Origin of the sequence: Enterobacter sp. Sphag1F, assembly GCF_014193275.1 — a bacterium.
Classification (GTDB): Bacteria; Pseudomonadota; Gammaproteobacteria; order Enterobacterales; family Enterobacteriaceae; genus Pantoea; species Pantoea symbiotica.
Genome location: NZ_JACHZD010000003.1, coordinates 470,731 through 491,501 on the forward strand (window position 1 = coordinate 470,731; position 20,771 = coordinate 491,501).

General features: G+C 55.0%; 9 protein-coding genes. 4 read left to right on the forward strand and 5 right to left on the reverse strand.

The features are described 5' to 3' along the window. The first annotated feature begins 212 nt into the window (after window positions 1-212). Window positions 213-4,928 (forward strand): Ig-like domain-containing protein, encoded by a 4,716-nt coding sequence (locus tag FHW71_RS12950; protein WP_179451836.1) that lies wholly within the window; start codon window positions 213-215, stop codon window positions 4,926-4,928. 146 nt (window positions 4,929-5,074) lie between these two features. Here FHW71_RS12950 and FHW71_RS12955 read toward each other — a convergent pair whose 3' ends face one another. From FHW71_RS12955 to gltP, 5 genes are all read right to left on the reverse strand, one after another. Beyond that, window positions 5,075-11,143, reverse strand: a complete 6,069-nt coding sequence (locus FHW71_RS12955; RefSeq protein WP_179451835.1) for an autotransporter outer membrane beta-barrel domain-containing protein — start codon at window positions 11,141-11,143, stop codon at window positions 5,075-5,077. Window positions 11,144-11,674: 531 nt separating this feature from the next. Then, window positions 11,675-13,105 (reverse strand): PTS N-acetylmuramic acid transporter subunit IIBC, encoded by a 1,431-nt coding sequence (murP, locus tag FHW71_RS12960; RefSeq protein ID WP_179452015.1) that lies wholly within the window; start codon window positions 13,103-13,105, stop codon window positions 11,675-11,677. Next, window positions 13,105-14,016 carry an N-acetylmuramic acid 6-phosphate etherase gene (murQ, locus tag FHW71_RS12965; protein WP_179451834.1) on the reverse strand — a complete coding sequence of 304 codons (912 nt, stop codon included), beginning with the start codon at window positions 14,014-14,016 and terminating at the stop codon, window positions 13,105-13,107. Before murQ ends, murP begins: the two co-directional genes overlap by 1 nt. A 139-nt stretch (window positions 14,017-14,155) precedes the next feature. Beyond that, complete coding sequence (locus FHW71_RS12970; RefSeq protein WP_179451833.1) at window positions 14,156-14,560, reverse strand: type II toxin-antitoxin system HicB family antitoxin; 405 nt, start codon at window positions 14,558-14,560, stop codon at window positions 14,156-14,158. Between the two features lie 217 nt (window positions 14,561-14,777). Continuing rightward, on the reverse strand, window positions 14,778-16,079 hold the full coding sequence (gltP, locus tag FHW71_RS12975) for a glutamate/aspartate:proton symporter GltP (protein WP_061718358.1): 1,302 nt from the start codon (window positions 16,077-16,079) through the stop codon (window positions 14,778-14,780). A gap of 581 nt (window positions 16,080-16,660) precedes the next feature. Here gltP and acs point away from each other — a divergent pair. From acs to actP, 3 genes are all read left to right on the forward strand, one after another. After that, on the forward strand, window positions 16,661-18,616 hold the full coding sequence (gene acs / locus FHW71_RS12980; protein ID WP_179451832.1) for an acetate--CoA ligase: 1,956 nt from the start codon (window positions 16,661-16,663) through the stop codon (window positions 18,614-18,616). 173 nt (window positions 18,617-18,789) lie between these two features. Then, window positions 18,790-19,116, forward strand: a complete 327-nt coding sequence (locus FHW71_RS12985) for a DUF485 domain-containing protein (RefSeq protein WP_008109989.1) — start codon at window positions 18,790-18,792, stop codon at window positions 19,114-19,116. Next, window positions 19,113-20,765 carry a cation/acetate symporter ActP gene (gene actP / locus FHW71_RS12990; RefSeq protein ID WP_008109988.1) on the forward strand — a complete coding sequence of 551 codons (1,653 nt, stop codon included), beginning with the start codon at window positions 19,113-19,115 and terminating at the stop codon, window positions 20,763-20,765. The genes FHW71_RS12985 and actP overlap by 4 nt, the downstream gene beginning before the upstream one ends. The last annotated feature ends 6 nt before the right edge of the window (window positions 20,766-20,771 follow it).

Here is a 20,771-nt window from a genome sequence, read left to right on the forward strand (position 1 = left end):
CGATGCGGGGACGTTAAGTGGCAGAGATATAACAAATAATTTAAAAAATTAATAAATCATAATTTATTGAATTTTATAAATAAAAAACAAAAAAGAAGCTTTAACAGAAAGCTTAACCTTTATTGGGACATTTCTCGTCATTTTATTACATGAAGTTCTAAATACTGCGTCAGTTTTTTCCATGAGCGCAGTATGACAATAGGACTGTAAATATGAGCACCACTAAAAACCAAAACGCAACACGTACAGCGCAAACCAGCGCCAATACTGCTTCCATCGCAACCGCTGCGGCACAATTACCACCGATTGTGCCCATCAAGTATAACGAAGCAATCATCGATACCATCCGCACCCCGCTGAATAACAAACTGACCCCGATTGAATCTGGCGGCGATGCGGAAAAAGGCGTATTGATTTTCGAAGGTCGTGCTACAGCGAACAAACAGATTATCATTTTTGATAACGGCGTTGAGATTGCACGTATCAATGCCACGCCAACCGGCAAGTGGGTTTGGTCGTCTGATGCGTTTACCTCGGGCGAACACCAATTCACCGTGCAGGTTGCTGGTGCGGGCAACCCCGTTTCAGCCAGCTATGATGTTTCCGTAGCCGCTCAGCCTGAACAGCCGGTTCTGGTGGCGCAAGCCATTGATGACAGTGCGGGCTATGCCCAATATCTGCAGTCTGGCAGCACTACTAATGACACCACGCCACGTTTCACCGGCAGCGCCACGCCAAACTCCGTCGTCAAAATCTTTGATGGTGAGAAGGAAATCGGTTCGGTGCAGGCTAATGGTAATGGCCAGTGGAGCTTTACTGCCAAACTGGACGGCGGTGCGCATAGCCTGACCTTTGTATCGGGTAAAACGTCAAGCGAGCCTTATGTCCTGAACATTGTGACGCCTGAATCTAAACAAATCGAAGTCTATGCAGCCTTAGAAGATTTAGAAGGTTACGACCGCCAGATCCTGCCAGGCTCCACCACGCAGGACACCACGCCACGCTTCACCGGCAAAGCCGGCGCTAATGTGGTCGTTCGCCTGTTTAACGGCGACCAGGAAATTGGTTCTACCCTGTCCTCTTCAAGCGGCTTCTGGTCCCTGCCAACAACTCTGCCAGCCGGCAGCTACAACCTGGTGTTCAAAGCCGGTGAAGGTTCAGACAGCAAGCCGTTCGCGCTCAACATTGTCTCTTCCGACGCACAGAAAATCGAAGTCTATGCAGCCTTAGATAATCTGGAAGGTTACGACCGCCAGATCCTGCCTGGCTCCACCACGCAGGACACCACGCCACGCTTCACTGGCAAAGCCGGTGCTAATGTCATTGTTCGCCTGTTTAACGGCGACCAGGAAATTGGTTCTACTCTGGCATCGTCAAGTGGCTTCTGGTCGCTGACCCCGACTCTGCCAGCCGGCAACTACAACCTGGTGTTTAAAGCCGGTGAAGGTTCAGACAGCAAGCCGTTCGCGCTCAACATTGTCTCTTCAGAAGCACAGAAAATCGAAGTCTATGCCGCCTTAGATAATCTGGAAGGTTACGACCGCCAGATCGCGCCTGGCTCCACCACGCAGGACACCACGCCACGCTTCACTGGCAAAGCCGGCGCTAATGTCATTGTTCGCCTGTTTAACGGCGACCAGGAAATTGGTTCTACTCTGGCCTCTTCAAGTGGCTTCTGGTCCCTGACCCCGACTCTGCCAGCCGGCAGCTACAACCTGGTGTTCAAAGCTGGTGAAGGTTCAGACAGCAAGCCGTTCGCGATCAATATTGCCTCTGCAGATGCACAGAAAATCGAAGTCTATGCAGCCTCAGAAGATTTACAAGGTTACAACCGCGAAATCCCACCGGGCTCCACCACCCAAGACACCACGCCACGCTTTACCGGCAAAGCCGGCGCTAATGTCGTCGTTCGCCTGTTTAACGGCGACCAGGAAATTGGTTCTACTCTGGCATCGTCAAGCGGCTTCTGGACTCTGACTCCTACTCTGCCAGCCGGCAGCTACAACCTGGTGTTCAAAGCTGGTGAAGGTTCAGACAGCAAACCGTTTGCACTGACCATTACCACCGCGGATTCACTGCCGATCATCGTTTCCAACGCTATCGATGATTCTGACCGCTATGCCTATAAATCACTTAAATCCGGCGATAGCACCCAGGACACTACTCCACGCTTCAACGGTAAAGCGGGTGCTAACGTTATCGTTCGCCTGTTTAACGGCGATCAGGAAATTGGCTCAACCCTTTCCGATTCGTGGGGCTTCTGGAGCCTGACGCCTTCTCTGCCAGTAGGTAGCTACAATCTGGTGTTCAAAGCGGGAGAAGGTTCAGTTAGTGCACCGTTTGCGCTTAACATTATTTCCGCAGATTCGCAGCCGATTGAAATTTATGCCGCGTTAGAAGACTCAAACGGCTATAACCGCAACCTGACTCCGGGCGCCACCATCAAAGACACCACGCCTTACTTCTATGGCAAAGCCGGTGCTAACGTGGTGATTCGCCTGTATAACGGCGAGCAAGAAATTGGTTCAACCAAGTCTGATGCTTACGGCAACTGGAGCCTGACACCAACGCTGACTTCAGGCAGCTACAACCTGGTATTCAAAGCGGGCGAAGGTTCAGCCACTACGCCATTCCCGGTGACCATTGTTTCTGCCGCAGCAGAGCCAATCGAAGTGTCGGGTGCATTTGATAACTCAGCTGGCTACAACCAACTGATTGGTTCAGGTGCAACATCAATCGATACAACGCCACGCTTCTTTGGCCGTGCAGGCGCTAACGTTGTTATTCGTCTGTATAACGGCGATGAAGTTCTGGGCTCAACTGTAAGTGATGCATGGGGCAGCTGGTCGCTGACGCCAGAGCTGTCAGTTGGTAACTACAACCTGGTATTCAAAACTGCCGAAGGCACCGCCATTGCGCCGTTCGTTATCACCATTTCTGCGCCAGAAGCCACCAAGCCACAAACACCAGAGATCGAGTACATCCTCGATAACGTTGGCAAGGGCGGCTATGTTGAGAAAAATGGCACCACCGATGACGACACACCGAAACTGTCAGGTACCGCAGAGCCAAATAGTCTGGTACAAATTTTCGACAATGGTATCAAAATCGGCGAGCGCCGCGTTTCATCCACCGGTTACTGGGAATTCACTCCAGTTAACCCAGCGTATCTGGTCAACGGCAACCACAGCTTTGTGGTGAAAAGCAGCAACGGTACAGAAACTGAAGCCTGGAATATTGTTGTAAAAGTTCCGGTTGATATCAGCTTCGTAGGCAGCAACTCAGGTGAAGAGACCGGCGATCGTGAAACGGCGGATACCACGCCACTGATTACTGGATTCGGCCCTAAAGGTGTGCTGATTCGCCTGTACGAAGGCGACAAAGAGATTGGATCCGTGGTGACCAGCGTTCGTGATGGCAGCTGGATTTTCAATGTCACCAACCCGCTGTCTGCAGGTGCACACAGCATCGTGGCGAAAGACGGCAATGACAATGTCAGTGCCCAGTTCGACTTCGTGATCACTGCACCAGAAGTGCCGGTAGAGCCGGAGAATCCGTTCAGCATCACGCAAGTTAATGATGAGTTCTTTGATAAAGATGTGGTTGCAGCCAACGGTTCAACTGACGATACCCAACCTTCGATCAAAGGAAATGCTCCTGCAAATACGCTGGTGCGCATCTTTGATAACGGTACTGAAATCGGTTCAACCATGGCTAATGGCAATGGCAACTGGGAATTCAAACCAGAAAATACCCTTTCATTGGGTAAACATGCGATTACCGTAGGCGAAAGCACCGGCGAAGCCTTTGTATTTGAAGTGGTTGCAGCGAAGGTGTTTGCACCGTGGGTTCTGGGTGGCATCAGCGAATTTGATGGCATTGAAGACTTCGCGTATAACGCCACAATCTATGACAATACGCCTGTATTGAATGGCTTAGCCGTTGCCGGCACTGTTGTCACCATCACCATCGATGGCAAAGTTGCAGGCAGCGTTATTGCCAATGAGTACGGTCGCTGGAGCTTCCAGACCACTGAACCATTAGCAGCTGGCGGACACGAAGTGATTGCCACCGATGTCGCGGGCAACAAAGGCGGCACGCTGATCTTCAGCCTGGTTGACCCTGAAAATATCGGCATCAACTTCAACGTTTATGACGATAACGCGGGTGAAGCTCTGATTGCATACGGTGCGGTGACAAAAGATTCAACGCCGCTGCTGCGTGGCCTTGCAGGTCAGAATATCGTGCTGGAAATCTACGACAACGGCGAGTTGGTTGGCAGCGTGCGCACCGCGCAAGATGGCACCTGGTCTTACTCACTGAAGCTGGCTAATGGTGATCACAGCATTTCTGTCCAAAATGAGAACCAGGATAGCTTGCTGGCTCGCAAGTTCACTGTCGAAGCGGATGCCGCAAGTATTGATGCTGTTTCTGGTCGCGCTTTCGATTATGACACTCGCCAGCCTTCCGATGGCGAAGCAATCCAGGATCATCGCGTAGTGATTTACGGTTCAGGTGAGCCTGATGCAACCGTGGAACTGCTGACTACGGATGGCCGTTCTCTGGGCTTCACCGGTGTTGCTGCCAGCGGTAAGTGGTATATCGAAGTGGATACTCGCTTTGATGATGGCCAATACAGCGTATTTGCCAAGGTCAACGGCGTGGAAACCGAGCCATTCGTCTTCCACATTGGCGAGCGTCCGGTCGCTGAAACGAAGAGTGAGATGTTCAGCCTGTTCGATATTTCAGGCGCAGAGCTGTTGAGCGATGCGGAAGAAACGCTGCTGGGTAGCAACGTTGAAGCGGAAGCACACCAGGTTAACCTGAATCTGACTCAGGCCGATCTGTCTGTGGTTACCACATCAGGTATTGCCACCAGCACCGTTGCACCGATTGCATTGCAGGATGAGCAGTATCAGGCAATCTAACGCCTAAAACGCCATGAGTTAGAGCAAAACGGATGGTTCGCGCCATCCGTTTTTTTATGCCTTTAATTTAGGTGGTCGCCATAAATGGCGACCCTACGAAGGCAGAGTTCGGTTTTCGTAGGGTGCGCATTTATGCGCACCTGGAATCAGAACTGCCACCTAACGCCAACGTTATAGCGCCAGCCTTTGGCACCGTTGCCTTCGATCTCTTTGCGATAATCCGCCTCAGCATACAGCGAAACATCCTTCTGCAAGGTCGCTGTACCGCCTGCGCCCAGCTCCCACATTTGACCAAACTTCCCACTGCTGAAGGTCGCGCCAAACGCCGGATTATCCACCGAAGACACTGACGTATCCGCCGTGCCGCCCCAACCTTTGTAGTAGTTAGCGCGTAGATAAGGCGTGTATTGGCGATTACTGTCGTCGGTCCACGTACGATCAAGACGCGCGCCCAAACGACCAATGGTTTGGTTGTAATCGCCGTAACGCACCTTGTTACCGTCTTTATCGGTGAAGTCGTCCATATTCAGCTTCATGTACATCAGCTGCGCCTGCGGCTCCAACTTATAGCCATCGCCCAACTCAAACGGATAGCCGCTCTCCAGCGATGCCGTCCAGCCATTACCTTTCAGCTTCGCCACCTCTTGCGTGCGCGCAATATCGGTTTCGCCGCGATGCCAGTCAAACGACAGCACGCCATCCAGATAGAAACCGCTCTGACGCTGCCAGGTGCCGTAAAACGCCAGGCTGTCGCTGTCGAAGGTGGTGCTGCTGTAGCCGTCGGCCGCATGTGGACGAATACGCGTATTACCGCGCGTATAGGCTAAACCGCCGCGCAGGCTATCCTGCTCGCCGTCGAGACGCAGCAAATTGCCGCCCACCTGCACTGCGCTGTAATCGAGGTCAAAGTCATAGCCGAAGTCGCGGAAACTCTTATCACTGTTGTACTTCAGGTTCGAGCCGATGTAGCGCAGGAACATCTCGCCGCCGTTGCCTTCCGGACGCGTCTGCTCGTGGCGCAGTTCGCCGAGGCGCTTATGCAGATCGTCGATAATCGCCGAGGTGTAATAGGCAAGGCCAACCGGTGCCGACACATACGAAGGTACCTGCGGCACCACCGCCGGACGCGAATCGTAGCTTTGCGGCGTACCAAAGGCATCGGTGACGAAGGTCGGCTGGCAGCTGTTGCTATCTTCACACACGTAGTAGTTCGCCAGACGGTAATCCCAATAGTTATTGCCGCTGCCGCTGACTAAGCGCTGATTAGGATCGCTGCTACCCGGCGCGAAGGTGTAGAGGCGATATTGCCACGGCCCGGCGCCGAGATAGCCATCTTTCAGCGCGAAGCTGTTAGCGCTGGCATTGCCGCCGACCTGCGCCAGCGAGATCCCTTCGTTGCCCTCCACGCCACCATTTTGATTGAGATCGGTGAGTGCGCCGGTGCTGGCATCAGTCAGTTTCACATTCACCAGCGTGGTACCGCTGGCATTGCCGGTGACGTTGAGATGGTCGGTGAACTGGTTGCTCAGCGCACCGCCCTCATTCAGGTTGGTGACCAGATTGAGCTGGCCGCCGCTCGATGCCAGCGAGCCCGCGATATCCAGCGTGTTGCCCGGCGACCCCGCGCCGTTGGTGAGATCCAGCGTACCGGCGTTGTTCACCACCAGCGAATCCGCCGTTCCACCCGACAGCGTTGGATGCACGTTATCGCCGGCGAACAGCGTTGATCCCGCATCAACATTGATGGTGCTGTGCGCCAGCTGCAGGTTATCGGTTAGCGTCCATTTAGTGTTAGCGAAGTTGATGGTGCTCCAGCCGCTGCCGAGGTTGACCCCTTTGCTGAGATCGTCAGCGCTGAAGCTGCCGCCGCGTGAATCGATCTGGTTGAACGTTAAGGTGTTACCGGTGCCGGTGCCGCTGGTGAGATGGTACGTGGTGCCGAGATCGACATTACTTACTTCAGCGGTGTTGTTGTTGTCGTTGCCCATCGTCAGGCTGCCGTTGAGCGTACCGCCCGTCCAGCGGAACAGATCCGATCCGCCGCCCGGATTGATATCACCCTGCACCGCGCCTTCCGTCAGCAGGATTTCGTCATCGGCGTTACTGCCCGCCACCGCCACAGTTTGTGGATTGGCGGTGATGATGTTGCCAAGGTTCTCGAAGATGGTTTTGCCACCGCGCAGATCCACCACCGGCGCCGTCAGGCTGTTGGAAGTGAAGTTGCCGGTATTGACGATGGTGCCCGCGGTGCTGGAGACCAGCGCCGATCCGCCTGCCGCATTATCGATATTCACATTGGCGGCGGTGGTGACATTTCCCGTGGTATTGGCGCGAATACCGGTGCCGCCCGCGCCGGTAACATTAAACTGATAGCCCGAACCCAACGTCAGATCGCCGCTGGTGGTCGAGCCATCGGCGTTGGCGATATTCAAGCCGGTACCGCTGCCGTTCACGTTGGTGGTCACGGTTGAAGCCGGATCAAATGGCACGGCGGTGCGAATACCGTTACCGTCGCCGACGTTAATGGTGAGATTGCTCAGGCCGACGTTGCTTAACTCGGCGCGGTTTTCGATGCCGTTGCCGCTGCCCAGCACGTTCACCGTGGCGTCGCTGGCGCTGAGTGCGGTCGCGCCGCTATCCAGCAAGATGCCGTGCGCGTTGCCGCGCGTGGTGATCACCGTGTCGCTGCCGGTTAAAGCCAGCTGCGCGCCATCGCTAATGCGCACGCCCGCCGTGCCGTTATCGACATTAATGGTGCCGCCTTTCGCCAGCGTGCTGCCGCTGCCGGAGACATCCAGTCCGGTGCCGTTGGCCACGTTCACCACGCCGTTGTTGGTCAGCGTGCTGCCGGCGCGCGAACGGATACCGATATTGTTGCTGCCAGTGAGATTCACATTGCCGTTGTTGACCAGTTCTGCGCCGTTGGTGACGTCAAAGCCAATCGCGCCATTGCCCGCGCCGCTGACGTTGCCGTTGCTGGTGACGCGGGTGGCCGCCGCGCTGCCATCCAGCGCGTTACTTAAATCGGTACGCAGATTATTTACCAGCACGCCGACCGCGTTGCTGCCGCTGAGATTGATGCTGCTGCCGCTATCCAGCGTGGCGTTCGCGCCGCCTTCTGCGCGGATTGCCGTGCTGCCCTGGCCGCTGGCGGTGAAGTTGGCATTGCTGCTATTCAGGCTGCTGCCGCTGCCGGAGATAATCGCGCCGGTGCTGTTGCTGGCGCTGGAGGTGAGGGTTGTTGGAGTGGTGAAACTTAGCGCTGCGCCGTCATCAATGCGATAACCGGTTGAGCCGCTGCTGTTGATATCTAAAGCGTTGGTGGCGGAGCTGATGCGCGATCCGCTGCCCGCCGCGTGATAGGCAATCTGGTCGCTGTTGTTGAATACTGGCGCTGAACCGGCGGCGATATTCACCAGTGCGCCGTTCAGCGCTTCTGCACCGATCGCGCCAGTGCCGTTCAAATTCAACGTCCCACCATTCAGGTTCGCTACCGCGCGATTCCCGCTGGCGCTGACACCGCGACTGCGGCTGGTGGTGCTGCCGCCGTTAACATTGATGGTGCCGGTGTTATTGGCGGTGGTCGCAAAGGTGCTGCTGCCGCTGTTCACCGCGATGCCGGTGCCGCCATCGTTGATGTTGATATTGCCGCTGTTGGTGCCGGTTGCGCCGCTCTCCACGCGGATGCCGGTGGAATTGGCGCCGGTGAAGGTGATATCGCCGGTGTTAGTCAGCTGCGCGCGATTGCGTGCCACGTAACCGGTTAATCCACTTTGTGAGGCATTCAATGCCGCCGCAGAATTGAGGCTGGTGCTGGTCACCGGCGAGCCGCTGTTTCTGCCGAAGATATCGTGTTTTTGTCCGTCAACAATCGCGCCGATCGTATTGCTGCCGGTAAGATTCATGGTGGTAGCGGCATCAATAACGCCCGTCGCGCCCCCTTCAACCGTGATGCCATTAGCACCGCTGCCGCTGACGTTAATCACCGCCGCGTCGCTGCTCACTTCCGTGCCTGCGCCGCTGCCGAGCACGGCGGTAGAGCCGGCGCCCGACGCAGTGAGCGACAGGGCGTTACCGTGGAAATCAGCGCCCTGCTCAACGCGGAACAGCGTCGAGTTCTGTGTCGTCACATCAAACGGATCATTGCCCAGCACGTTGATCACCGCATTGGGGCCGTAAGCAAAGAAGGCAATCTGATTGGTGCCGTTTGAGAAAGTCGGCACGGCAGCCGGATCCACGGTTACCGTGGAGTTCCCACGCGCATGCACGCCAATCGCACCATTGCCGCTGAGGTTAATCGGGCCATCGACGGTGGCCTGCGCCGTTCCCGTTCCTTGCCCTTCCACCCACACGCCATAGTTGCGCGTGCCGCTCGCCGGATCGGCGCCGCCCGCCACGTTAATGGTGCCGGTTGAGGTTGCGCTGGCGGTGTTGCCATTGGTGGCCAGCACTTTCAGGCCGGTGCCGTTCACGCCATTCAGGTTGATGGTGCCCGCGTTATTGATGTTGCCCGCGCTGTTGGTTACCAGCATGCCGACGTTTTCACGCGGTATCGTGGCAGCCGCACCGTTCACATTGATGGTGCCGGTGTTGATCATGGTGGCGTTATTAGCACCCGTCGCCGACATCCCCGCCGCATTTTGCGTTTTGGTCCCGATGGTAATGCTGCCATCGTTGACCGCGTTACCGTTGGCGACCAAGGCGATACCGCTGGTGAGTCCGCTCTGGTTCATCGCGGTATCCGCTGTCGCCTCACCCAAGCTGTTCTGCGGTCCGCGACCAATGTAGATATTGCCGCTGGCGTTATTGGTAAAGCTGGATGTGGCATCGGTCAGTAACACGCCAGAAGCCGTGCCGCGCGCACTCGAACCGTTAACGCCGACGTTGATATTGCCGCTGTTATTAGCGGTGGATGACACACCAAGATTGATGCCCGCCACGCCATACTGTGAATTGCTGCCGGTGGTGGCGAAGTTAAGGATGCCGTTGTTGTTGAAGGTACTGCCGGTTTGCACGGCTACGCCATTGGCACCGTAGCCGGTTGAGCCAATGCCGGTGCCATCCTGACGGTTGAGGAATCCGCCATTAATCACACCGTTGTTAATCCCGCTGCTGTTGTCGGTTAACACCAGCGCCGTGCCGTTATTGGTGATGCTGCCACGGCTCGCCAGCTTGCCATCAATCACCGCTTGTGCGCCGTTGGAGGCTTTAATCGCTCCGCCGGTTGCGCCCACCACTTCCAGCGTTTTACCCGCCGCCAGATTGACTTTCGCGCCCGCGCCACTGGCATTAATCACAATGCGATTCAGTATCGGCTGCGTGACTTCATCGGGCGGCGTGGCGCTAACGTTATAAACGATGTTGGCATTGGTGAAGGTGACGGCTTTGTTAAATTCGGTGAGATAGCGGGTTTTATCGAGGTTGCCTGACTGCAGCTGGCTGATCAGCCAGTTGTTGTAGCTTTGCAGTTGGCTGGCGTTAGTGACGGTAAAACTGGTGCTTTTGCCATCCAGCGTCTGCACGCTGAAGGCGCCGTTATAGGTGGCGAGGTTTTGCACCTGGTAGCTGCTGGTGGCCGATCCTGCGCCGTCTGGCGTGGCGGTTGCGCCGAAGAAGCTGATGCGGTTATTGCTGTTCCAGTTCACCGTGCCGCTGCCGCTCACATCAAACAGCTCTGTCTGCTTGGCTGCCATGGTCCAGCTGTTGGTGCTGGCGCTGCTGAGCGCATTGGCCTGGCCGATATTCACATCCAGCGTACCGCCGGTGACATCGGCAATGCGCGCGTCGATATATTGGCCATTATTGACGTTTTGCACATCCGGCACGCTAGTGGCGCTGGTGACGGGCGCTAATGCGACAAGACTCGCGGAGTTATAAACCTGGAACGTGCTGTTGGTGCCGGTGGCGGCATCGGGCGTAGTGATAGCAAAGTTTTGCGGGCCGGGATCAAGGCGATCCTGATTGAGATACTGCGATCCCGAGGTGATTGCTACTTGCCCGAGCGTGGTGGTGACTGCGCCATCTGTTCCTGGCGTGAACGCCTGATTGCCGGTGAGGGTTTCATTGCCGCTGCTGACGGTAATTTTACCTATTTGATTGTCATTATTTTGTGGTGTGTAAGTCCCCAACGTAACAGCCTGACTTTGCATTGCTGGATAGATCAGCAATTGCGCCGCCAACATCCCTAATGCGATAGGATTTAATGTAAACCTCATACTTCCTCCAGTGGGCGTGCAGCGTCCGCGCTGTTTTTGCAACAGCGTTAAATTCATCGCGAGGGGATAAAACGGCAGGTTAATACCAATCCCGTGTAGCAATCTAATTTGAGAACAACTGTGTGAAGAAATACGGTGCAGCGAAAAAAGGGATGGAATTGTTGTTATAGATTAATTGGCTTTAGGTATAGACATTTTTGCTTGCCAATGCAAAAAGCTATTGTGGGTAACCTATTGTGATAATGGGCAAATAATTGCGATGCGCATTAAATATTTAAAATAAATTAATACCAATATAAATTTAAGGTCTAGTTTTCTATCTCCTTAATAAATCCTTTATTTTTAACTGACACTTTACTTACAAACGGTACTTAATGGATTAACGGGGCAGTGCCAGGATAAGCGATACGAGAGAGTTTAAAAGTGTGATCGGAATCACATTTAACCAGGTCGCCATGAATGGCGACCCTACGGGGAGTGGGTTTTGTAGGGTCGCCATTCATGGCGACCTGGTCGATGCACGCGCTGAACTCAACTCAAATCCACATCGCGGGTGCCGCCCCACCAGGTAAAGGCAAATCCGCCAATCCACGCCACAATCAACCCGGCGAGATACACCGCCATCCCGGCAAAAATGCCCTGTGATGAAGTCATTAGCGGCAGCGTGACTAAACCGGAAGGGCCAAACACGGTGTTCATTCCCACTGGCAATCCCAGCCACGCCACCAGCCCGATAAAGAAGCCACCCAGCGCGCCGCCAAAACAGGCGGTAATAAACGGCTTCAGGCGCGGCAGCGTCACGCCATAAATCAGCGGTTCGCCGACACCGAGCAAACCTGGCACAATCGCACCTTTGATCTGTTTACGCAGCTGCGAGTGTTTGTCCGCTTTGCACCATAACGCCAGCGAGGCACCAACCTGCCCGGCGCCAGCCATTGCCAGAATGGGAAAGAGCGAGTTAAAGCCCTGGGTTTCCATCAGCGCGAAATAGACCGGAATAAAGCCCTGATGAATACCAAACATCACCGCAATCAAAAACAGTCCGGCCAAAATAGCGCAACCAAATGGATTGTTATTGAGATGAATAAACAACCATGACATGCCTTTAAACAGTTCACCGCCAATTGGCATAATGACCAGGAAAGTCACCGCGCCGGTAATTAATAACGTCAGCAACGATGTCAGGATCATATCGAGATTATCGGGAATGATTTTTCGCAGCTGTTTCTCAATCCAGGCACCAAATATCGCCGCCAGCAGCACGCCAATAATATTGCCGCGTGGATCAATCACCATGCCGAAGAAATCCTGCATCCCGCTGTAATAGCCAACCTTCGCGTCAGGCACATAACCGAGCACAAACAGCGAGGCGATAATGGCCCCGTTGACGCCGGTCCCGCCAAAGGCTTTCTGCGCGTTGTAGCCGATCAAAATACTCAGGAAGGTAAACAGCCCTTTGCCGAACACCTTCATGTACGCCACGGTATCCAGCAGCCAGCGCGCGTGATCGCCCGGCTGATTGAGGTGGAAGATCTGTTCAATCAGCGTGGCAAAACCCAGCAGCAAACCGGCCCCGATAAAACCGGGGATCAGCGGGGTAAAGATGGTGGCAAAGCAGGAGAGAAAACGGTGCAGCGCGCTGGTCTGCTTCGCCTTCATCTGCTGCTTTTGCGCGCTGGCGATGGCCTGCAGATCGTTTGGCGTCTGTTGATTGAGCAGCGCCTGCATTTTCTCCGCTGCGGTTTGTGCTTTGCCGGGCCCGAGCACAATCTGCAACTGCGCATCGCTGTCGATCACACCCATCACGCCCGGCAGCGTTTTGAGTGTGGCGCTATCCACCTGCGTGGCCTCGTTGAGCGTCAGGCGCAAACGCGTCATGCAGTTGCCGCACTGCACTACATTACTGGCGCCGCCCACAGCCTGCAGGATATCGCGCACCAGACCTTCGGTAATGGCCGCCATCATTGCGCTCCTGCGTCACGTAACGCGTTGCGAATAAAGCCCTGATTCTGACTTAACAGCGATTTCGCTTCAGCGGCAGTTAATCCCGCCAGCACCATGACAATCGCGGTTTTGCAGTGTCCCTGACACGCCGCCAGCGCCTGCTGCGCGGTGGCATCATCACAGTCGGTGGCTTGTTTGACGATGTTCACCTGGCGCTGCACCAGCTTCTGATTGGTAGCTTCCACATCAACCATCAGATTGCCGTACACCTTGCCGCTGCGAATCATCGCGCCGGTGGTGAGCATATTGAGCACCAGCTTCTGCGCCGTTCCAGCCTTCATGCGCGAAGAACCGGTAACCACTTCCGGGCCGACAACCGGCGTCAACGCCACATCCGAAGCCTGCGACATCGGGCTGTTTGGATTGCAGGTTAACGCCGCAGTAAATGCGCCTTGCTGACGCGCATACGCCAGCGCGCCCAGCACATATGGCGTGCGGCCGCTGGCGGCAATTCCGACCAGCACATCGTTAGCATTGAACTCGATATCCCGCAGATCCTGCGCGCCTTGCTCAACATTGTCTTCGGCGTTTTCCACCGCCTGCAGAATCGCGGTGTGGCCGCCGGCAATCAGCCCAACCACCTGACCGCGCGGCGTGCCAAAGGTCGGCGGACATTCGCTGGCATCCAGAATCCCCAAACGACCCGACGTACCCGCTCCGCAGTAGATCAGGCGACCGCCTTTGCTGAAGGCATGGGTGATGGCATCCACCACCTGCGCAATCTGCGGCACGATGGCTTCTACCGCCAATGCCACTTTTTTGTCTTCATCATTAATCACCCGCAGCATGGCTTCGGTGGACAGCTCATCAATGTTCTGACTGGCGGGATTACGACCTTCGGTGATCATCTGGCTGAGATCGATCTGCATGGGACACTCCGGTGAGAGAATAATTTATTCGTAAAACTATATATCATACAGAATTGTTAATTCCTCTGCTGCGCGTGATTTTTTTGCTTTTTGCCGCAGCAGGCATAAAAAAACCCGCCGAAGCGGGTGTTTTAAGGGTTCAGGCGTTTGCTAACTCTTTGCGCGCTAGCGCGGCCAAAAATCCACTTCTGGAACCATATTCACGATGGTGATCGACATAGCTATCGATTTTAGTTAATAGATTCTGTGGCAAGGTGATGTTGAGCTTTACCGCTTTGCCTTCATAGCGGCTGAGATCGATATCGACAAAGGCCCAATAACCACCCTGACAATTTTCATCCTCAATATGCTTTTCAATGCTCGTTGCCACCGGCACCTCGTAACCCGCATCAGTCGACCATTCCACATGCGCATCGATCGCAGCAGAAGCATCAGTTAATGCATCATCCACTGTCTCGCCAGCAAAAAAACATCCAACAACATCCGGTACAAATCCAGAATAGGTGTTGCTCTCTGTCTTATGAAGATAAACGGGGAATCTCATGCTGAACCCTCACTTGAAAATGATTTTTAAAAACGTATTTTAGAAAGTATTGGTGGTTATAGTGGGTATGAATATAAGCAAAGATATGAGCCAAAGGGTTATAAGACTTGTCTGCAGCGGGCATAAAAAAACCCGCCGAAGCGGGTTTCAGTGCGTAGCGGTCGCCATTAATGGCGACCCTACAACGTAGGGTGCGCATTTATGCGCACCTGGAACATTAACTGGCGCTTTGTGTGCGCAGCTGCTGCTCGTAGGCGGCGGCCTGTTTGGTGTCGAACTGGTCTTCCCAGCGCGCGATCACCAGCACCGCCAGCGCGTTACCGATCACGTTCAGCGCGGTACGCGCCATGTCCATGATGCGATCCACACCGGCGATAAATGCCAGACCTTCCAGCGGAATGCCCACGCTGCCCAGCGTTGCCAGCAGCACCACGAAGGAAACGCCCGGCACGCCGGCGATGCCTTTCGAGGTCACCATCAGCGTCAGCACCAGAATGATCTCGTCGGTCAGCGACAGGTCGATGCCATACAGCTGGGCGATAAAGATCGCCGCGATGCTCTGGTACAGCGTTGAACCGTCGAGGTTAAACGAGTAACCGGTTGGCACCACGAAGCTGGTGATGGCTTTCGGCGCACCGTAGGCTTCCATCTTCTGCATGATGCGCGGCAGCACGGTTTCTGAGCTGGAGGTGGAATAGGCAAGAATCAACTCGTCTTTCAGAATGCGCATCAGCGTAGTAATGCGCAGCTTACAGAAGCGCGCCACCGTGCCGAGCACCACGAAAGCAAAGAACAGAATCGCCACGTACACCAGCAGCACCAGCTTGGCGAGCGGATAGAGCGAGGCAAAACCGAAGTTCGCAATGGTAACCGCAATCAGCGCAAACACGCCGACTGGCGCATAACGCATGATCATGTGCGTCACTTTAAACATGGTTTCGGAAATCGAACGGAATACCGTGACCAGCGGATCGCGATGTTCCGATGGCAGCGCCGACAAGCCCATACCAAACAGCACCGAGAAGAAGATAATCGGCAGCATGTCGCCCTTCACCAGCGAGGCGAAGATGTTCTGCGGGATCAGCGACAGAATGGTGGTGACCAGACCGTGCGGTGCGCCCTGAACGGCTTCGGTTGTGGCTTCGTATTTAGAGATGTCCACCGTTGCCAGCGTTGACATATCAATGCCGCTGCCGGGTTGGAATACGTTGGCCAGCGTGATGCCGACCACAATGGCAATGGTGGTGATCACTTCAAAATAGATAATGGTTTTGACACCAATACGTCCGAGCTTTTTCGCATCACCCACGCCAGCAATGCCGACAATCAGTGAGGAGATAACAATCGGTACCACAATCATCTTGATCAGATGAATAAAGATGTCACCCGCTGGCGTCAGAATGTTAGTGATTAACCATTCACGATCGTCGGGCTGATTATGCAGCACGGTTCCCACAATCACGCCCAAAATCAGCGCGACGAGGATTTGCCATGCAAGGGTGAACTTAAAACCTTTCATAACGCGTTATTTCCTCAGTTAAAAACCCCTTTGCTCTGCTGCGAAGGTGCAGGAGAAATGTCACACAGGGAAGTGAGCAAAAGCCCGATAAAATAGAGGGTTATTTATGACTACGTCGGTTACAGCTGTGCAGGCATTTTGCGCCTGCGGAGTGATGCAGTCTGAGTTGATACCTGCTGAACAGGGCCGAGATAAGTACCATTTTCACTACGGTAAATGCAACCCCCGGCGTGATAGCGCAAATCTTATTCAGGTTAGTAGCATAAAATGCTGACAAAGGTTAACAGCCATAACTCGCTGTTATGAAAAGTGTTAATTCGATAAGTTTCAGCATAGCTATGCAATATTGCGCAAAAAGCGGCCCGGCGCGTTTGCTGATTATTTGCACAGAAGAACCAGAAATCTCTTAGGCTTAAAGCAGAAGATCGGACTGATCGCGCGGCGTTTTCGCTCCGCGTTCGTGGGGCATTTGGCGGTGATAAAAGGTCGTGATCCAGACTACAAAACAGAAACAAAGCCCTAATGCGCTCTTCAATTAACCATTGATTGACATATGATTAACATCTTCAAGGAGGTCAGCCATGAGCCAAATACACAAGCATCCCGTACCCGCTGCCATTGCAGCGAATGCTCTCATTAATGCCGATCAGTATGCGGCGCTGTATCAACAATCGGTTGACGATCCCGACACCTTTTGGGGTGAGCAAGGCAAAATCCTCGACTGGATTAAGCCTTACAGCAAAGTGAAAAATACCTCCTTTGCCCCCGGCAATATTTCAATTCGCTGGTACGAAGACGGTACGCTGAACCTTGCCGCCAACTGCCTCGATCGCCATTTGGCCACGCGTGGCGATCATCCCGCCATCATCTGGGAAGGCGACGACGCCAGCGAAAGCAAAACCATTACTTTCCGCGAACTGCATGCTGACGTCTGCCGCTTTGCCAATGTGCTCGACAGCCTGGGCGTGAAGAAAGGCGACGTGGTGGCAATCTATATGCCGATGGTGCCCGAAGCGGCCGTGGCGATGCTGGCCTGTGCGCGCATTGGTGCGGTGCACTCGGTAATCTTCGGTGGCTTCTCACCGGAAGCGGTCGCCGGGCGCGTGGTCGATTCCAACGCCAAACTGATCATCACCGCCGATGAAGGCGTGCGTGCTGGTCGCAGCATTCCGCTGAAGAAAAACGTCGATGATGTCCTGAACAATCCGAATGTCACCACGGTGAAAAATGTGGTGGTGTTTAAGCGCACCGGTAAAGACACCGGCTGGCGCGAAGGCCGCGATCTGTGGTGGCACGATCTGGTAGCGAAGGCCAGCGATCAGCACCAACCGGTCGCCGTTGATGCCGAACATCCGCTGTTTATCCTTTATACCTCCGGTTCTACCGGCAAACCGAAAGGCGTGCTGCACACTACCGGCGGTTATCTGGTGTATGCCGCCAGCACCTTCAAGTATGTGTTTGATTATCATCCGGATGATGTTTACTGGTGCACGGCCGACGTCGGCTGGATCACCGGTCACAGCTATCTGATATACGGTCCGCTGGCGTGCGGCGCAACCACGCTGATGTTTGAAGGCGTGCCGAACTGGCCGAAGCCGAGCCGCATGGCGGAAGTGGTGGATAAACATAAGGTCACGCTGCTGTATACCGCGCCAACCGCGATTCGTGCGCTGATGGCCGAAGGCGATAAAGCGATTGAAGGTACCGATCGCAGCAGCCTGCGCATCATGGGTTCGGTGGGTGAACCGATCAACCCGGAAGCCTGGGAGTGGTATTACAAGAAGATTGGCGACAGCCGTTGCCCGATCGTCGATACCTGGTGGCAAACCGAAACCGGCGGCTTCATGATCACGCCGCTGCCGGGCGCGACCGAACTGAAAGCCGGTTCCGCCACCAAACCGTTCTTCGGCGTGCAGCCTGCGCTGGTAGATAACGAAGGCAATCCGCTTGAGGGGGCGACCGAAGGCAACCTAGTGATCGTTGATTCCTGGCCAGGCCAGGCGCGTACGCTGTATGGCGATCACGATCGTTTCGAGCAAACCTATTTCTCTACCTTCAAAAATCGCTACTTCAGCGGTGACGGCGCGCGCCGTGATGAAGATGGTTATTACTGGATCACCGGCCGCGTCGATGACGTGCTGAACGTCTCCGGCCACCGTCTCGGCACCGCCGAGATTGAATCGGCGCTGGTGTCGCATCCGAAGATTGCCGAAGCTGCGGTGGTGGGCATTCCGCACAGCATCAAAGGCCAGGCGATCTACGCTTATATCACGCTCAACCACGGCGAAGAGCCGTCGCCAGAGCTGTATACCGAAGTGCGTAACTGGGTGCGTAAAGAGATTGGCCCGATTGCCACGCCGGATGTGCTGCACTGGACCGACTCGCTGCCAAAAACCCGCTCCGGCAAGATTATGCGCCGCATTCTGCGCAAAATCGCTGCCGGCGATACCAGTAATCTCGGCGATACCTCTACGCTGGCCGATCCGGGCGTGGTAGAGAAATTGCTGGAGGAGAAACAGTCCATCACCATGCCGTAACCGGCATCGACCCGACGGAGCGTGTCAGCCTGTCCCCGGCAGGCTCCTCTCCGTCACCTTTACCTTACGCCGTATGCTTTTCACCATCGCACAACCTATATAACTAGAATATTCAGATGGTTAAATCACTTTATTGTGAGATTTCTGTCTGCCTTGCCTCTGGAGAAAATGTGATGAACGAAACCCCTGAACAGGAAGCAGTCTGGCAACAAGTCGAGAATAATCCGCGCTTTCATGAGCTGGTGCACAAGCGCCAGGCATTTGCGCTGCTGCTCAGCGTGATCATGCTAGTGCTCTACATCGGCTTTATTCTGTTGATCGCCTTTGCGCCCGCCTGGCTCGGTACGCCGCTGCACGCGGGCACTAACGTCACGCGCGGCATTCCGATTGGCGTCGGTTTAATCGTGATGTCATTCGTGCTGACCGGCGTCTACGTGTGGCGCGCCAACGGCGAGTTTGATCGTCTGACCAAACAGATCCTGAGCGAGGTGAAATCATGAAGCGCCTGCTTTCGGTATTTTTAGCCATCGTGCCCGCCAGCGTGTTTGCCGCCGATGCCATTACCGGCGCGGTGCAACGGCAAGCCACCAACTATGAAGCCATTATCATGTTCGTGGTGTTTGTCGCCGCGACGCTCGGCATCACTTATTGGGCCTCGAAACGCACCCGCTCACGCAGCGATTACTACACCGCAGGCGGCAATATCACCGGTTTCCAGAATGGCCTCGCCATCGCCGGTGACTTTATGTCCGCCGCCTCCTTCCTTGGTATTTCTGCTCTGGTTTACACCTCGGGTTACGACGGGCTGATCTACTCGCTCGGCTTCCTTGTCGGCTGGCCGATGATCCTGTTTTTGATTGCCGAACGGTTGCGTAACCTCGGGCGCTATACCTTCGCCGATGTCGCTTCTTATCGCCTCGCCCAGAAACCGATTCGTACGTTGTCGGCCTGCGGCTCGCTGGTGGTGGTGGCGCTCTATCTGATCGCGCAGATGGTCGGTGCCGGTAAGCTAATCCAGTTGCTGTTCGGCCTCGATTACCATATCGCGGTGGTGATGGTCGGCATTTTGATGGTGCTGTACGTGCTGTTCGGCGGCATGCTGGCGACAACCTGGGTGCAGATCATCAAAGCGGTGCTGCTGCTGTTTGGCGCCAGCTTTATGGCGATTATGGTGATGAAAGCCGTTGGCTTTAGCTTCAATACGCTGTTCACCGAAGCGATGGCGGTGCACCCGAAAGGTGCGGCGATCATGCAGCCTGGCGGGCTGGTGAAAGATCCGATCTCGGCGCTCTCATTAGGTCTCGGTTTGATGTTCGGTACCGCTGGTTTGCCGCATATTCTGATGCGCTTCTTCACCGTGGCCGATGCGCGTGAAGCGCGTAAAAGCGTGTTCTGGGCTACCGGCTTTATGGGCTACTTCTACTTCCTGACCTTTATTATCGGCTTCGGCGCGATTTTGCTGGTAGGAGCGAATCCAGCCTTCAAAGATGCCAGCGGCGCGCTGCTCGGCGGCACCAATATGGCGGCGGTGCATCTGGCGAACGCGGTCGGCGGTAGCCTGTTCCTCGGCTTTATCTCGGCAGTGGCCTTCGCCACCATTCTGGCGGTGGTGGCAGGTTTGACACTGGCGGGCGCATCAGCGGTTTCACACGATCTCTATGCCAGCGTGATCCGCGAAGGTAAGGCGACGGAGCGCGATGAACTGCGCATCTCGAAGATCACCGTGCTGGTGTTGGGCGTGGTAGCGATTGCGCTGGGGATTCTGTTTGAGAAACAGAACATTGCCTTCATGGTCGGCCTGGCGTTCTCGATTGCCGCCAGCTGTAACTTCCCGATTATTTTGCTGTCGATGTACTGGTCGAAACTGACCACGCGCGGCGCGATGGTGGGCGGTTGGCTGGGACTGATCACTGCGGTGCTGCTGATGATCCTTGGCCCGACGATTTGGGTGCAAGTGTTGGGGCATGAGAAGCCGATTTATCCGTATGAGTATCCGGCGCTGTTCTCGATGCTGGCGGCGTTTATCGGCATCTGGCTGTTCTCGATTACCGACCATTCAGCACGCGGTGCGCAGGAACGTGCGCGCTTCCGTGGGCAGTTTATTCGCTCGCAGACGGGGATTGGGATTTCGCAGGGTAAATCGCATTAGTGAGGA

Coding starts and splice junctions, on each gene's coding strand:
- FHW71_RS12950 (WP_179451836.1), top strand. CDS start 213: ATGAGCACCACTAAAAACCAAAACGCAACACGTACAGCGCAAACCAGC.
- FHW71_RS12955 (WP_179451835.1), bottom strand. CDS start 11,143: ATGAGGTTTACATTAAATCCTATCGCATTAGGGATGTTGGCGGCGCAA.
- murP (WP_179452015.1), bottom strand. CDS start 13,105: ATGGCGGCCATTACCGAAGGTCTGGTGCGCGATATCCTGCAGGCTGTG.
- murQ (WP_179451834.1), bottom strand. CDS start 14,016: ATGCAGATCGATCTCAGCCAGATGATCACCGAAGGTCGTAATCCCGCC.
- FHW71_RS12970 (WP_179451833.1), bottom strand. CDS start 14,560: ATGAGATTCCCCGTTTATCTTCATAAGACAGAGAGCAACACCTATTCT.
- gltP (WP_061718358.1), bottom strand. CDS start 16,079: ATGAAAGGTTTTAAGTTCACCCTTGCATGGCAAATCCTCGTCGCGCTG.
- acs (WP_179451832.1), top strand. CDS start 16,661: ATGAGCCAAATACACAAGCATCCCGTACCCGCTGCCATTGCAGCGAAT.
- FHW71_RS12985 (WP_008109989.1), top strand. CDS start 18,790: ATGAACGAAACCCCTGAACAGGAAGCAGTCTGGCAACAAGTCGAGAAT.
- actP (WP_008109988.1), top strand. CDS start 19,113: ATGAAGCGCCTGCTTTCGGTATTTTTAGCCATCGTGCCCGCCAGCGTG.